The organism is Natrinema salifodinae, from assembly GCF_900110455.1.
Classification (GTDB): domain Archaea; phylum Halobacteriota; class Halobacteria; order Halobacteriales; family Natrialbaceae; genus Natrinema; species Natrinema salifodinae.
In genome coordinates, this window is record NZ_FOIS01000003.1 from 780,086 (window position 1) to 794,271 (window position 14,186).

Genomic DNA, 14,186 nt, shown 5'->3' on the forward strand with positions numbered 1-14,186 from the left:
GCGATCCGTCTCGCTCGGCAACAAGTGTTATCTATCAATAGTGATGTTATTCACACTAACTAGGGGAATGGCAACGACCACTGAGAGCCAATCAGCCACGGAGGGGACAACGCGTCAGGACGACCAATCGAGACAGGGCGAGATTTTCGACCTGCTGAGCAACCGGCGTCGTCGCTATGCCATCCACTACTGCAAACGAGAGGGCGAACCGGTCACGCTGGGCGATCTCGCCGAACACGTCGCCGCCTGGGAACTCGACAAGGAGGTCGAAGAGATCACCGCAGCCGAACGAAAACGGGTCTACACCTCGCTACAGCAAACGCACGTCCCGACGCTCGAGCGAGCCGACGTGATCGAGTTCGACGATCGAACGATCGAACTGACCAGTGAGGCGACGGAACTCGACGTGTATCTCGATATCGTGCCCGCAGACACGATCCCGTGGAGTACCTATTATCTGGGGTTGACCGGCGTCGGGACGATTGTGATGGCGGGCGTGTGGCTCGAAGCGGTCCCGACCGAGGTGATTCCGGAACTCGGGTGGGCGACGCTGGTGTTCGCGCTGTTCGCCGTTTCTGCAGTCGTCCACGATGTCCAAACTCGACGGATGCGACTCGGGGAACTGGAACGACCACCGTGAATTCATGCGTACACTCACCAAATTCGCAGTTGCGTTCATCGTCGTCGGAGTAGCGGTATCCGGAGCTCCGACGTTCGGATTCAGTTCCGTCGCGAGCGATCGAGGTACCACGGTTTCAATCGCTGAAAATAACAACGCTCTCATCGCACTGATGGATGAGAGTCCGGCGGAATTTCCGAATAACGAGTTTGTAACGGCCGCTTCGGTCGAAAATAATATCGACGGGGACGTAACGGTCGACTACACTATTTCTGTCAGCGATACCGCGGTCGGATTGCGATTCGACGGCGACGAAAGCTACGGTGAGCTCACCGGTACGACGACGATTTCCACTTTCAAAGAGATCGAGCTAGACTGCGCGAGTAGCGGCCAAAGAGAGAGCAATATGGTAACGATGACCGTCGCGATCACCGAAGCCGCAGGCCCCGGCGTCGGAGTTCGGGACGCGGAGATGGAACTCGTATTCGACTGTGAGGACGGCGGTACGACGGAACCGAGCGATTCAGCCGTCTTCGAACGGCTCGAAGCCGAAGCGGGCCAGGGCAACATCAAAGAGGTCGGTGTGACGTTTGAGACGACGCAGACCGTCGACGTCGCTATTCGGGCGTCCGACGGTAGCGGTGAGCTCGGATCGGAAACGGTCACCGGCGTTGAACCCCGGCAGGAATACGCGCGCACCATCAGTTGGAACGGAAATACCAACCCGGTTCAGGTGGATGTTACTGCCTCTGATCCGGACGATGGCTCCGAAATCGAACGCTGCGTCGGGGAGGTGAGCCAAAACGATGAGTTCATCAGCCTCTCCGATGGGGGGTTCGATTGCGGCTAACGGACTCGACGTCCCATGGGTACTCGTGATGCGAGTACCGTCCGCTTCGCCTGGTCGCGTCTGATCGAAACCCGAACCCCTTTTCACATCCGACGACGGATCTCTTTCTATGTCGACCGAATCGATCAGTGACCGGCGCGAGCACATCCGCTCGGTCAGCGTGACCGCCATGTCCGCGCTGCTGGGCGTCGGCGCGGCGGTGGCCTCCGCGACCTGGGTCGGGGTGTCCAATGCGGCGGCCCAGAACACGCAGGCACTCACGTTCGTGCTCGGCGCGATCCTCGTCCAATACATCCTCATCAACGTCTCGGGGATCTACGGCGAGGACGAGTTCGGGACGAAACACTACCTGTTCGTCGCGTTCATGACCTTCTCGCTGTGGTTCGTGACGTGGGGGATCCTACTGACCGCGGAGGCGTCGGGCTAACATGGCCGACGACAGCATCGCCGTCGTAGACTTAGACCGGTGCCAGCCGGATCGGTGTAGCTACGAGTGCAAGAACTACTGCCCGCCGAACCGCACCGGGAAGGAGTGTATCACCCTCCGCGGCGAGGAGGCCGACGAGGGCCAACCCGAGCAGATCCACATCTCCGAGGAGATCTGTCTGGGCGAGAGCTGCGGTATCTGCGTCGAGAAGTGTCCCTTCGACGCCATCGAGATCATCAACCTCCCGAAGGAACTGCAGGACGACCCCGCTCACCGTTACGGCGAGAACGCCTTCTCGCTGTACGGACTGCCCGCACCGCAGGAGGGCCAGGTCACCGGTATTCTCGGCCCCAACGGGATTGGGAAGACGACCGCCGTCCGCATTCTCGCGGGCGAACTCGAACCCAACCTCGGGCGCCACGAGGAGGACGTCGACTGGGACGATGTCCTCGAGGCCTACCGCGGCACGGAACTGCAGGACTACATCGCGGACGTCCGAGACGGCGACGTCACGGTCGCGCGCAAGCCCCAGTACGTCGACCAGATTCCGAACAGCTTCGACGGCAACACTCGCCAGCTGCTCGAACGAACCAACGAGCGCGGCGCGCTCGACGATCTGGTCGAGCGCCTCTCGATCGAACCCGTCATGGACCAAGCCATCGACGACCTCTCGGGCGGGGAGCTCCAGCGGGTCGCGCTCGCGGCGACCCTGGCGCGGGACACGGACTTCTACTTCCTCGACGAGATCACGCCGTACCTGGACATCGGCCAGCGCGTGACCGCGGCGCGACTGATCCGTGAACTCGCCGAGGAGGAGGACAAGTCGATGCTCGTCGTCGAGCACGACCTGGCGATCCTCGACCTGCTGGCGGACACGCTGCACGTCGCCTACGGTGAGCCAGGCGCCTACGGTGTCATCACCGCGCCGAAGTCGGTCCGAAACGGGATCAACGAGTACCTCTCGGGCTACCTCGAAAACGAGAACATGCGGATCCGGCCGGATCCCATCCAGTTCGAGGAGCACGCGCCGCGGGCCGCAACCCACGGCGACACGCTCGTCGAGTACCCGGACCTCACCAAGAGCTACGGCGACGGCGAGTTCTCCCTCGAGGTCGAGGGCGGCGAGATCCACGAGAACGAGGTGCTGGGTATCGTCGGTCCCAACGGGATCGGGAAGTCCACCTTCGCGAAGCTCCTGACCGGCAACCTCGAACCGGACGAGGGTGACGCCGACCTCGATCTGGACATCTCCTACAAGCCCCAGTACGTCACCATCGACCAGCACATGCGGGTCGACGCGTTCCTCTCGTCGATCACCGACCAGTTCGGCTCCTCGTACTGGAACACCGAGATCGCCCAGCCGCTCCAACTCGAGCGGATCATGGAACAGAACCTCTCGGACCTGTCGGGCGGCGAGCGCCAGCGGGTCGCCATCGCGGCCTGTCTCTCCGACTCGGCGGATCTGTACCTGCTCGACGAACCCTCCGCCCACCTGGACGTCGAACAGCGGGTGCAGGCCACCAGCGCGATCCGGCGCTACGCCGAACAGCAGGACGCGACCGTGATGGTCATCGACCACGACATCTACATGATCGACCTGCTCGCGGACCGGCTGATGGTCTTCGACGGCGAACCCGCGGTCGAGGGACACGCCGGACAGCCCCAGTCGATGCGCGACGGCATGAACGAGTTCCTCGCGAACTTGGACGTGACCTTCCGCCGGGACGAGCGCACCGCGCGTCCGCGGATCAACAAGCCCGACTCGCAGCTGGACCGCCAGCAGAAGAGCGAGGGCGAATATTACTACGCGCCGTGAATCGCCTCGGGGTCGAGCCCCGAGGCATCCCCTAGACGCGACGAAACCCGATCTGCGACCGCAGTTCACGCGGCCGTCCGTGTCGTTTTTCGAACGTCCGAGCGCCGAGCAGTGAGGGGAACGAACCGCGTCCGAGACGCCGTTAACAGATCATCCGTTGGCAGGTCCCACAGAGGTTCTCTTCCTTGATGTCGACCTCACGGACCGTCGGCGAGAAGTTCATCACGCAGCGGTTGTTGTCACAGTGTTCGAGCCCGTAGGTGTGGCCGATCTCGTGGACGATCTCCTTGCGGACCCGGTCCTCGAAGATGTCGGTCGCACTCTGGTTCGAGAAGCCGCCGTCGCTCGAGGTCTGGAGCCGGTAGGTGGAGACGACGCTGCCGCTGCCGTCGAGGTAGGCCAGGCCGAAGACGTAGTTGCGTCGTCGGTAGAAGAGATCGTGCGGCGTGATCGCGATGTTCTTGTCGCCGCGACCGACCCGCTCGGCGAGTTGAATGAACGTTTCGGCGGAGTACTGGTTCCGGTCGGAGTCGTAAGCGCCGTTGGGGACCGACTGCGAGTCGGTGATCGACACGTCGCAGTCGTAGACCGATCGCAACGCGGCGGAGGCCGCCCGCTTGACGTTAGCGGGCACGTTGCCGACCGGCACGATATCCACGAGCATAGCAAGTGCTATGGCCGCGGGTGGCATAAACGTCCCGCCGTGGCCCGCTCACACCGGAATCCCGATGTAATAATCGATTACCTTACCGAGTACGAACGGATCGTCGAGGTCGGCATCGGTCGCCGAACCGGCCTGGCGAGCGCGCTCGTCGATCGAGGGGTGTCCGTCACTGCGACGGACGTTCACGAGCGCGACGTTCCCGATGGCGTGCGGTTCGTCCGTGACGATATCGTCGACCCCGACCCATCGGTCTACGCCGATGCGGACGCGATCTACGCGCGGAATCTGCCGCCGGAGCTCCACCGGCCGGCACTCGAGACCGCTCGCGAGGCCGCGGCAGACTTCCTGTTTACGACGCTAGGTGGCGATCAGCCGGCGATTCCGGTCGAACAGCGGACGGTCGAAACGGGGACGCTGTATCTCGCTCGGTCGCGGCCGGAGTGACCGGAGTCGGCGTGGCTTCCGCTCGTCGCGCGGGCCGGAGTCGACCGAGCGACCGAATCCGGACGGCTTTATCCCTATCGACCCGTGGGAACGGGTATGAACGCAGACGCCGTCGTGCTGGACGTCGACGGAGTGCTCGTCGACGTCGCCGACTCCTACCGGCGGGCGATCGTCGAATCCGTCGAGTACGTCTACGAACGGACGATCCGCGCGGACGACATTCAGCAGTTCAAGGACGCGGGCGGGTTCAACAACGACTGGGAACTAACGTACGCGGCCGCGCTCTACGTGCTGGCGACCGAGGAGGGCTACGGCGACTCGATCGCGGCGTTCACCGACGAGATCGCCGCGGCGGGCGGCGGGCTCGAGGCGGCCGAGACCGTCGTCCGCCAGGCGATCGGCGCGCAGGCGACCCAGCGCGTGCGAGAGCGGTGGGACCGCGAGCGGCTTCGGGACGTCTTCCAGCAGCTGTATCTGGGCGACGAACTCTACCGAGGGCTCGAGGGCGGCGAGCCGGACGTCGACCGCGAGCCGCGCGGGTTCATCCACGACGAGCCGGTGTTGCTCGCGGCCGACGCCCGGGACCGGCTGCTCGAGGCGTACGACGTGGGAATCCTGACCGGCCGGCCGGAAGCCGAGGCCGAGATCGCCCTCGATCGCGTCGGACTCGACGACGCGATTCCCGTCGACCGCCGCTTCACGATGGACGACTGGGAGGAGGGCAAACCCCACCCGCGGGCGCTGACGACGCTCGCGGAGCGGTTCGACGCCGACGCGGTCGCCTTCGTCGGCGACACGTTAGACGACATTCGGACGGCGGTCAACGCCGCCGAGGCCGATTCCGACAGGGAGTATCACGGCATCGGCGTCCTGACCGGCGGACTGACCGGCGAGGAGGGACGCCGGAAGTACGAGAACGAAGGCGCAGCGGCGGTCTGCGAGTCGGTCAACGCGGTGCCCGACCTGCTCGATTCGTAAGCTGGCGGTCGCCGCGCCGCGGGAGTTGCAGGTCGCTTTTCGAGCGGTTCGTTACGATTCCGACTCCGGACGAGGCAGGCGGACGAACGTCAGCCAGAAGTCCTCGAACGACTGGCAGAGCTCGATGAACTCGTCGGGCTCGACCGGTTTCTGGACGTACGCGTTCGCGTGGAGCTCGTAGGACTTGGCGATGTCCTCCTCCGAGGCCGAACTCGTCATCACGATCACGGGGATCGACCGCAACACCGGTTCGGACTTGAGTTCCGAGAGGACGTCGGCGCCGCTGACCCCGGGCAGTTGGAAGTCGAGCAGGATCATGTCCGGTCGCGGGCTGTCCGCGTGGTCGCCGCGCTGGTGGACGAAGTCGAGCGCCGCCTCGCCGTCGGTGGCGGTGTGGATCTCGCTCGCGATGCTCGCGTCGTCGAACGACTCGGAGAACAGCCGCGCGTCGCCCGGGTTGGGTTCGACCAGCAGGATGGTGACGGCGTCCTCGATCGGGGGTGACATACCGCTGATTGGAGCGAGTAGTAGAAGTACCGCACGGTTATCGCGGGGAGACGGCCGAAGTCGCGTCCCGATATCGAGTCACGGCCGTCACGCGGTCGGCTCGTCCAAGCGACGGCACGACTCGAACCGATCATCGATCAGGTAAACGACCCCGTCGCGGACGGCGACCGCGATCTGCTCGAGCGCGTCGCCGCGACACGGCCCGGCCGTACAGACGCCGGCCCCGTCATCGCACTCGAAGCGCGCGCCGTGTTCGTGACACACCAACTGCCCGTCGCGGATGATCGCGCCCGGTCCGGGGTCGAGCCGGACGTCGGGTTCGTGCGGACACGAGTTTCGCCAGGCGTACACTGCATCGCCCTCCCGATGGAGGATCAGTTCGGTTCCGCGGCGGTCGCGCAGGGCTTCGCACCGAAGCGTTCCGTCGGTGGGGACGTCCGCAAGCGGGGCGATACAGCGAGAGTCGGGGTCACGGTTGTCTTCGTCGCGGTCGGTGTGCGAATCGCGCTCGCCGTCGCCGCCGCCGACGCTGAACCGGAAGGTCGCGTCGCCGGTCGAGACGTCGCCCTCGTCGTCGTAGACGCGAACGGACGCGGCGTCGTCGTCCCCCTCGAGAGTCACGCGGACGGGATCGGTCATCAGCCACCCTTTTCGGCCAGCCTAAAAATGCGTTGCGGACGTCGCGGCGGCGACGGTCGAGAGGCGACGTCGGGCCGACGTGCCGAACCCACCCCGCGAAATCGCGCAGTACTCCTTTAGGGATGCCAGGCGAACGATCGGCCATGACTGACTCCGAATCCGAAGTCACCGTCGACGTCGAGGTCGAAGTCGAAGTGGACTCCGACGAACTCGAGATCGAGGTCGGCGACGAGCGCGAGTTCGAGGGCGAACTCGAGGCCCCCGGACTGACCATCGAAGTCGAGGCGGAAGTCGAAGTCGAAGGTGAGGAGGAAGAGGCGGAGGCGGCGAGCGGAGACGACGAAGCGACGGACGAAGACGAGGATACGGAAGAGTAACCGCCGCCTCGATCGATCCCTCGAACCGCGGCGTAGAGATCGGAGTATTCCGATATTCTCGTTTCGACGTCTCGCGGGCCGGTGTTCCGTCGCCCCGTCGTGGAGACGGCTGACCCGGAGTCGGTTTTATTGTCCGTCCATGCGAACGCGTGTCTATGTACCGCGTGTTGATGCCCGTCGACACCGAGGAAGACCGCGCGCTGGCCCAGGCCGAGTACGTCGCGTCGCTGCCCGACGCCGCCGACGCGGTCGAAGCGTACGTCCTGTTCGTCTTCACCGAGGACAGTGAGGACCTCCCGCAGGAGTTCGAGACGTTCAAATCGGCCTCGCGGATCGCGTCCGTCCGCCGCGCCGCGGAACGGCTCGAGGAGGCCGGTGTCGAGGTGACAGTCCTCGAGGACAGCGGCGACACCGAGGTGGACATCCTCGACGAGGCCGCGGCCTACGACGTCGATTCGATCGTCCTCGGCGGCCGAAAGCGCTCGCCCGTCGGGAAGGCGATCTTCGGCAGCGTCACCCAGGGCATCATTCTCACCTCCGAGCGTCCGGTCGTCGTTACCGGCAGCGAGAGCTAACGGCAGCGGCGACCGCGGGACGTGAACTGCTCGACTCGCCTGGCGGGACGGGGTCGACGCGTAGCGGCCGGCCGCCGGCCGCTTGTTCGCGCCGGCAGCCTTCTTATCCGAGTTGCGACCGCATATTCGAGCATGGAGATCCGGGAACCGGAACCCGACGAGGCCGCGCGGATCCAGGAGGTCGTCGACAGTTCGATGACGACTTCGTTCAGGCTCAGTCCGGGCCAGATCGACGCGATCACGGACGAACAGTTGGGCGAGGAGACCGTCACCGAGAAGATCGACGACGACGAGACGCTCCTGCTCGTCGCCGAGACGGGCGAAGACATCGAGGGCGACGCCGTCGCCGGGTTCGTCGAGGGCCGACTCGCGGGTGACTGGGGCGAGGTCGCCTGGCTGTTCGTCGATCCGGAACACCGGGGTCACGGCATCGGAACGGAACTGTACGAGGCCGGGACCGAGGCCCTCCGCGATCAGGGGGCCGAGCACGTCTGCGTCACCGTCCTCGAAGCCAACACCGAGGGCCACCAGTTCGTCGAGCGGTTCGGCTTCGAGCACGACGGCGATCGGCGCGTCGAGATCGCCGAGGAGTCGTTCGTGAAGTACGTCTACACGGAACCGGACGTCGACGCGGACCTCCCGAACGAGTCGACCGCGGAGGATGCCGACGAGGACGAGTTCCCCGAAACGGAGACGACGGACGGACAGCTAACGGCGACGACGGACGACGGCGAGACGGTCTACATCGCTCGCGACGAGGAGGAGTCTGGCACCGCGGCGTCGTTCTACACCGCCTACGAGGACGAGGACCATGCGGATCAGTTCGGGTTCTACTGCGCGAACTGCGGCTCGCTCGACACCTCACTGGGCAACATGGACCGGATCGAGTGCGGGGACTGCGGGAACTCCCACGCGTCCCGCTCCGGGGAATCCTACGACGACTCGTACCTCTAATCGCCGTTACTCGCTCCGTTCTTCGCGAAGAGGCTGTCCGCCGTCGCCGCGCCGACGACGCTGAACACCGACCCCACGCTCACGGCCCTGAACGTGGTCTCGGCGACCGTCCGAGTCGTCTGATCGTCCCCGAGGAAGGTATCGGGAGCGTCCAACAACAGCGCGAGCAACGCCACGGAGCCGAAGGAGACGATCATCAGCGAGATAAAGCGCACCGGGACGCCGGCGACGTCCTGTTCGTCCTCCGCATCGCGGGTCGCGTCCGCCGCGTACAGCGCCCCGTAGCCGATGCCGAACACCACGATTACCGTCCCGAGCGCTTGCCAGTCGCTCATGTTACCCGCGAGCGTCCAGACTTCTTCGGTGACTACGAACGGGCCCGCGAGGAGGAACCCGCCGACGATCTGCTGTGCCGAGTCCGCGAGCCGAAACTGCCGCGGCCGGCGCGGGCGCCGAAGTTTCATGGCTGGTGATTACGGTCGATCGATAAAACGCTCCCGTTCGAGCGACCGGCATCGCTCGCGTCCCCGCTCGGATCGGGCGGTTTCGAAGGCGGCGTCATACGAACAGCAAGAGCGCGGCGTAGCCCGCCGCGCCGGCGGCGAACGCCCAGAACCGACTCTCGCGGTCGGACGGCAACTCCTCCTTGATTACGTTGAGGATGACGCCGCCGGCCAGAAACGGCACGAACACCGCAACGAGGAGTTCGGTGTCCGCGACCGCGTAGCCGCTCCCGAAGCCGGCGAGCACGGCGGCCGACAGCACCCACCGCCCCCTCCGGTGGTAGACCCGACCGTGGTGCTCGCGGAGGCCGTCGTCGGTGACGACGAAGTGCAACGCCATCGCGGCGGCGAAGGTGACCAGGCCGCCGAGCGCGCGGTCCCACAGGAGGTATCCGACGATCCCGTTGTAGAAGGCGAACGCGCCGACGTGGACCCAGAAGACCGCGGTCCCGGCCGAGTCGTCCCGCTCGACGTCGCGGGGATCCGTCGCGGACCGCCTGGCGAGTTGCTCGAGACCGTAGAAGACGACGAACCCGAGGAGGGCGATCAGATAGCCGTGGCGGTCGGCGAAGGCCAGCGCCGCCCCGTGGCGTTCGAGCGTCGTCGCGGCCTCGTGGACCTCGGGGAGAAGGTGGACGAACACGTACGCGACCGAGGTACCGCCGGCGGCGGACAGCCACCGGCTCCGGGGGATCCGACCGCCGACGCCCAGACGGCCCGCGAAGAGGTGCGCCAGCGCCAGGCCGAGCGCGAGCGCGGTGCGGAGCACTGTGTCGGGGACGGGGCCGATCGAGAGCATACGGCGACAAATTCAGTCGTCGACGCTGTGCGGTCGGTCACCGCCGATCGGCATCGCGTCGCCGACCGTCCCCGCCGTCCGGCGGATGAGCCGGGCGAACGCGCGGCGGCGGCGGACGAACAACGCCGTTCCCAGGACGATGTAGATCACGCTGTAGGCGAGCAGGATGTCGGTGCTCGAGAGCGGCAATGCGACGAGCTCCCGGATGATGAGAAACTCCAGGAAGACTTGCGAGGTAAACAGCGTAAGCAGCGTCACGGCTTCCTTCACGGAGATCTCGAACCGGATCAGTAGGGCGATGGCGAAAAAGGACTGGGCGGCGGTCAGCCAGATCTCGGCCGACTGCTTGAAGTCGAACGCGAGCACGCCGTACCGTCCCAGCGCGAGCGAGTGAACGACCACGAGCGTCCCGATCAGCAGCGTCCACTGGTTGAGCTTCGAGGAGATGAGCGCGTTAAAGCCCGCCGTCGAGCGCGCCTTGTTCACCAGGTAGACGACGACGATGAGTTCCGGTGCCTCGGAGGCCAGCGGCGCGATCCACTGGATCATGAAGAAGGAGGGAATGCCGACGCTCTCGCCCAGATCTTCGAGCCCGTGAGCGAACGGCTCGACGGCCGTGAAGATCATCGCGCCGGAGAAGGCGAACAACAGGACGACGGTGGCGATCCGGCGAGACTTCGAGAAGCTCTGGAGGTATGCCGGCACGCCGACGTGATCCATGTCCGGTTCCACTTCGCCGCGGAGGATCACCGCGATGTAGCAGACGTACAGCCCGACCAGAAACAGCATGTCGAAGAGGTCGATGCCGCCGTTGAGCGGCACGAGGAACGCCCAGAGGGTCGCGATCAGCAGGAACACGACCTCGAGTCCGATCTCTCGGTCGAGGATGACGACGTCGGAGAGGAATCCGGACCGGCGCTCGACTGCCGGATCCGTCGACGAGCCCGCCCGAAAGATCGTAAAGAGGGCGACGCCGGCCCAGCCGATACCGATGAGGATGCGGTTCGCGCCGGTCATGTTGGCGACGGCCAGGTTCCCCGCCTCGGCCCCGCGCGGCGTCCCCGCGAACTGGCCCGCGTTCCAGGCGTAGAGCGCGTCGACGGCGTACTCGGGCGCGACCGCCAGAACGGCGAGCACCGCGATCGCGAACGCCTGGGGGACGTCCTTCTCCGCGGTCTCGGCGGCCCACGCCAGCAGGAACGCGGCCCCGAGGACGGCCAGGCCGGTCACGATCACCGTCGCGAGCGTCGACAGCCCGTGGAGCGCAGCCGGCGCTTCGTACACCGGCCCCGGGAGGATGGCCGTCGTGAGCCAGGGAAGGAGGTCGATGGCTCCCCAGACGGCGACCCAGGGGAGGGTCAGTGCGACCGCGGCCGAAATCGCGCCGAGTGCTCGTCGTCTCATGCGAATCGTCGTGGACGAAAGTCCGATTGAAGGATCATAGATGGCGTGTCGAGATGGGGGTAGTGCCTGCTACTGCTACCGGGACCGCGGCCCGCGCTCCGCGAACCGCCGGCCGACGACCCCGCCAGGCCGGTACGCGCGATCGGAACGGAGTTATCGGCCGCGTTCGGTTCGTTCGCGCTGACGAATTCGTCGACGGGCGCGGTACTCGAAGCCCCAGTCTGCTCTCCCGCTTTCGTTGGGCGGCCCCCGTCAAATAGTTATTTATCGTAGACTCTCGCGCCGATTATATCGGCGACCGCCGGCCGACGATATCAACGGCCTGTGCATGTAACGCGAGCGACGAACTACGGTCGTGACCCCCGTTCGATAGATGCCGCCTGGCCGCCGAGCCGCAACGGTGCTCCTCGTCGCGATCGTTCTGATCGTCGCGACCGCAGCGTACGGCGTCATCGCGATCGACCGTCCGCGGGTCGAGTCCGTCGACAGCGAGTGGGGGACCGTCACGAGCGAGCGGACGGAGGTCGAAACGCGGATCGGCGTCGAGGATCCGTTCCTCCTCCGAGTCGGCGACGCCGCGGCGGACGTCTCGTACTCGGTCTCGCTCAACGACGTCGAGATCGCGACGGAGACCGAGAATCGGGCACAGTTCGACGACGGGACCGTCACCGTATCGACGTGGGTCGACAACGACGAGATTCCGGCCTGGTGGGCGACCCACGTCGACAACGGCGAGACGACCACGGTACGGATCGATCCGGACATCACTGTCAGGTACGCGGGCGTTCGGCTTCCGGCGGACGGAGTGACGCGGACCGGAACCGTACAGACGGACCTCCTCGCGCCGTTGCAGGAGAATCGGAGTCGAGAGTACCGGGCGGCCGGCCGGACGCTGTTCGTCGTCGAGGAAACGGACGCACAATGGGGTAACGCCACGCCGAATCGAACGCCGATCGACGCGTCGGCGACGGTTACCAACCCGACGTCGCTTCCGATCCCGATCACCGAAATCGGCTACACGGTTCGGCTGAACGACCGCGTCGTCGGTCAGGGCGTCGCCGGGGAGCAGATCGTGCTCCCGCCCGACGAGACCCGAACGATCGAAGCCAATGCGGCGATCGATACCGAAAAACTCGACGAGTGGTGGCCCACACACGTCCGAAACAACGAGACGTCGACGCTGTCGGTTGCGTTCACGGCGACCGTCGAATACGGCGGGGTCGAGCGAGAAGTGCCGCTGGACGTGCTCTCGTACGAGCGGACGTTCCAGACGGACCTGATCGGAGCGGGATCGAACGCGACCGATTCGGTCGAAGACGGAACGAACGACAGCCCGGAGCTGGCGGCCTGACCGCTCCGAGCGAAGGGGACCGCGTCGGCGGCGTCGTGACTCTCAGAGCTCGTTTCTGACGTAGACACCGAGATATCCCCCGACGGCGCTTGCACCGACGGTATAGAGGATGCTACCGATCAGTACGAAGAGGCCCATCATACCGAACGCGAAGACCGGCCCGCCGGCACCGCCGCCGCGGAAGAACGGGAAGAACGACGCGACAGCCAGGCCGAAGAACAGGAACGGGACGAGCATGACGAACCCGGCGATCGCCCCGACTTTTAGTCCGTCTCCGGGTGCCCCGTCCTCGAGGTAGCCCGCCACAGCACCGCCGAGCAGCGTCGACAGCGGGATAAACGAGAGGATGATGCCGGCGCCTCCGCCGAGCAGCGCGTTGACGAGGCGACGAGAGCCGGATGCCGTCCGCTTGGAATCGACCGTCGCGGTCGGAGCAGTGTCGGGGACCATGTCGGAGACATACTAAGACAATAGTGAAAATAATTGGTATCCCTCTGGTTTTCTGCGAGACGATCGGCGGCGCTAATGACGAGTTCGGCTGTACGCAACGTTCTCGTCGCGTAGTTCTCACACGGAACGCGTCCACTCGATTTCGTCAGTGAAACGCCCGAACCGAATGGGACTGCACGTATCGATCCGACGCACCGAGCGCACAGGGACGAGTAGTCGTCCCTGCCGCAATACGTGTTCGGGAGGCCTGCAGATCGGGGATACGACTCACTGACGGAACCGCGACGCTCGGACGAAGTTGGTCGGACGAACGCGGCCGTACGCGATCACCCGGTCGCTTGGAAAGCGACCGGTCAGCATCGAGTTGATGGCCGAACAGATATCATACAGTATCTGATAGTAGGGTATATTTCTTTTATACTAGGTATTCTCGGAGGAGCACCGTGCAGCAGACTGCTCGACCCGGTGGACGAGCGGTCGACGACGAACGCGCTGACCGAGCGACGAACCGGCGAAATCGATGTCATCCGATTCTACGCACCCATACTCATCGATCACGAACGAATTTCTAGCTGTGAAGGGAACGAACAGCTCTTCTACCGGGTTGCACGCCTTCAGCCCCTCTACCAGTAGTTTATCTCACTTGCATCGAGCAGGGTACGAGCTAGCGACCAGCTATCGACAAATCGGCCCTCGCCTGGTCCTCGGATTCGACGGCTCGATTCGTATTCGAACGCCGGCTCGAACTACCGCATATACTACTTGAACTAGTTTTTGAGAGGACCACGGAGACCGGTACAACAGGGGAGCGTCGACCGTTCAGTCGTCA

17 protein-coding genes are annotated in these 14,186 nt (G+C 65.1%); 10 read left to right on the forward strand and 7 right to left on the reverse strand.

Annotated features, from left to right (window positions below):
• Positions 1-67 precede the first annotated feature (67 nt).
• The 4 genes from BMY29_RS13835 (at position 68) to BMY29_RS13850 (ending at position 3,712) form a co-directional block, all read left to right on the forward strand.
• Entirely contained in the window at positions 68-640 is a 573-nt protein-coding gene (locus BMY29_RS13835; RefSeq protein WP_049990927.1) for a DUF7344 domain-containing protein, read from the forward strand.
• Between the two features lie 4 nt (positions 641-644).
• The gene (locus BMY29_RS13840; protein WP_160290110.1) at positions 645-1,469 is read left to right on the forward strand and encodes a hypothetical protein; all 825 of its coding nucleotides are present in this window, start codon (positions 645-647) and stop codon (positions 1,467-1,469) included.
• A 109-nt stretch (positions 1,470-1,578) separates the two neighbouring features.
• Positions 1,579-1,896, forward strand: coding sequence for an EMC6-like membrane protein (locus BMY29_RS13845; RefSeq protein ID WP_049990929.1), 318 nt, complete (start codon positions 1,579-1,581; stop codon positions 1,894-1,896).
• 1 nt (position 1,897) lies between these two features.
• A complete protein-coding gene (locus tag BMY29_RS13850) occupies positions 1,898-3,712 on the forward strand; it encodes a ribosome biogenesis/translation initiation ATPase RLI (RefSeq protein WP_049990930.1) in 1,815 nt (604 codons plus the stop codon).
• 142 nt (positions 3,713-3,854) lie between these two features.
• Here BMY29_RS13850 and BMY29_RS13855 read toward each other — a convergent pair whose 3' ends face one another.
• A complete protein-coding gene (locus BMY29_RS13855; protein ID WP_049990931.1) occupies positions 3,855-4,376 on the reverse strand; it encodes an archaemetzincin family Zn-dependent metalloprotease in 522 nt (173 codons plus the stop codon).
• A 39-nt stretch (positions 4,377-4,415) separates the two neighbouring features.
• On the opposite strand from BMY29_RS13855, the gene BMY29_RS13860 reads away from it, so the two are divergent.
• Both BMY29_RS13860 and BMY29_RS13865 read left to right on the forward strand, forming a co-directional pair.
• Positions 4,416-4,820: a UPF0146 family protein gene (locus BMY29_RS13860; RefSeq protein ID WP_173424928.1), complete on the forward strand. Its 405-nt coding sequence runs from the start codon at positions 4,416-4,418 to the stop codon at positions 4,818-4,820.
• A gap of 96 nt (positions 4,821-4,916) precedes the next feature.
• On the forward strand, positions 4,917-5,798 hold the full coding sequence (locus BMY29_RS13865; RefSeq protein ID WP_049990932.1) for a TIGR01548 family HAD-type hydrolase: 882 nt from the start codon (positions 4,917-4,919) through the stop codon (positions 5,796-5,798).
• Positions 5,799-5,849: 51 nt separating this feature from the next.
• Here BMY29_RS13865 and BMY29_RS13870 read toward each other — a convergent pair whose 3' ends face one another.
• Positions 5,850-6,305: a response regulator gene (locus BMY29_RS13870; RefSeq protein ID WP_049990933.1), complete on the reverse strand. Its 456-nt coding sequence runs from the start codon at positions 6,303-6,305 to the stop codon at positions 5,850-5,852.
• Positions 6,306-6,392: 87 nt separating this feature from the next.
• Positions 6,393-6,944 carry a Rieske (2Fe-2S) protein gene (locus tag BMY29_RS13875; RefSeq protein WP_049990934.1) on the reverse strand — a complete coding sequence of 184 codons (552 nt, stop codon included), beginning with the start codon at positions 6,942-6,944 and terminating at the stop codon, positions 6,393-6,395.
• A 143-nt stretch (positions 6,945-7,087) separates the two neighbouring features.
• On the opposite strand from BMY29_RS13875, the gene BMY29_RS13880 reads away from it, so the two are divergent.
• The 3 genes from BMY29_RS13880 (at position 7,088) to BMY29_RS13890 (ending at position 8,850) form a co-directional block, all read left to right on the forward strand.
• The gene (locus tag BMY29_RS13880; RefSeq protein ID WP_049990935.1) at positions 7,088-7,321 is read left to right on the forward strand and encodes a hypothetical protein; all 234 of its coding nucleotides are present in this window, start codon (positions 7,088-7,090) and stop codon (positions 7,319-7,321) included.
• Between the two features lie 155 nt (positions 7,322-7,476).
• On the forward strand, positions 7,477-7,896 hold the full coding sequence (locus tag BMY29_RS13885; protein ID WP_049990936.1) for a universal stress protein: 420 nt from the start codon (positions 7,477-7,479) through the stop codon (positions 7,894-7,896).
• Between the two features lie 132 nt (positions 7,897-8,028).
• Entirely contained in the window at positions 8,029-8,850 is an 822-nt protein-coding gene (locus BMY29_RS13890; protein ID WP_049990937.1) for a GNAT family N-acetyltransferase, read from the forward strand.
• On the opposite strand, the gene BMY29_RS13895 is transcribed toward BMY29_RS13890, so the two are convergent.
• From BMY29_RS13895 to BMY29_RS13905, 3 genes are all read right to left on the reverse strand, one after another.
• On the reverse strand, positions 8,847-9,314 hold the full coding sequence (locus BMY29_RS13895; RefSeq protein WP_049990938.1) for a DUF2391 family protein: 468 nt from the start codon (positions 9,312-9,314) through the stop codon (positions 8,847-8,849). The two genes, BMY29_RS13890 and BMY29_RS13895, sit on opposite strands and share 4 nt — an antisense overlap.
• Positions 9,315-9,408: 94 nt before the next feature.
• Positions 9,409-10,152, reverse strand: a complete 744-nt coding sequence (locus BMY29_RS13900; protein WP_049990939.1) for a hypothetical protein — start codon at positions 10,150-10,152, stop codon at positions 9,409-9,411.
• A gap of 12 nt (positions 10,153-10,164) precedes the next feature.
• On the reverse strand, positions 10,165-11,556 hold the full coding sequence (locus BMY29_RS13905; protein WP_049990940.1) for a sodium:calcium antiporter: 1,392 nt from the start codon (positions 11,554-11,556) through the stop codon (positions 10,165-10,167).
• Between the two features lie 373 nt (positions 11,557-11,929).
• Here BMY29_RS13905 and BMY29_RS13910 point away from each other — a divergent pair, with 373 nt between their 5' ends.
• Entirely contained in the window at positions 11,930-12,907 is a 978-nt protein-coding gene (locus BMY29_RS13910) for an LEA/WHy family protein (protein WP_049990941.1), read from the forward strand.
• Between the two features lie 42 nt (positions 12,908-12,949).
• Here the strand turns inward: BMY29_RS13910 and BMY29_RS13915 are convergent, their stop codons facing one another.
• Positions 12,950-13,357: a DUF5518 domain-containing protein gene (locus BMY29_RS13915; RefSeq protein WP_049990942.1), complete on the reverse strand. Its 408-nt coding sequence runs from the start codon at positions 13,355-13,357 to the stop codon at positions 12,950-12,952.
• Positions 13,358-14,186 lie beyond the last annotated feature (829 nt).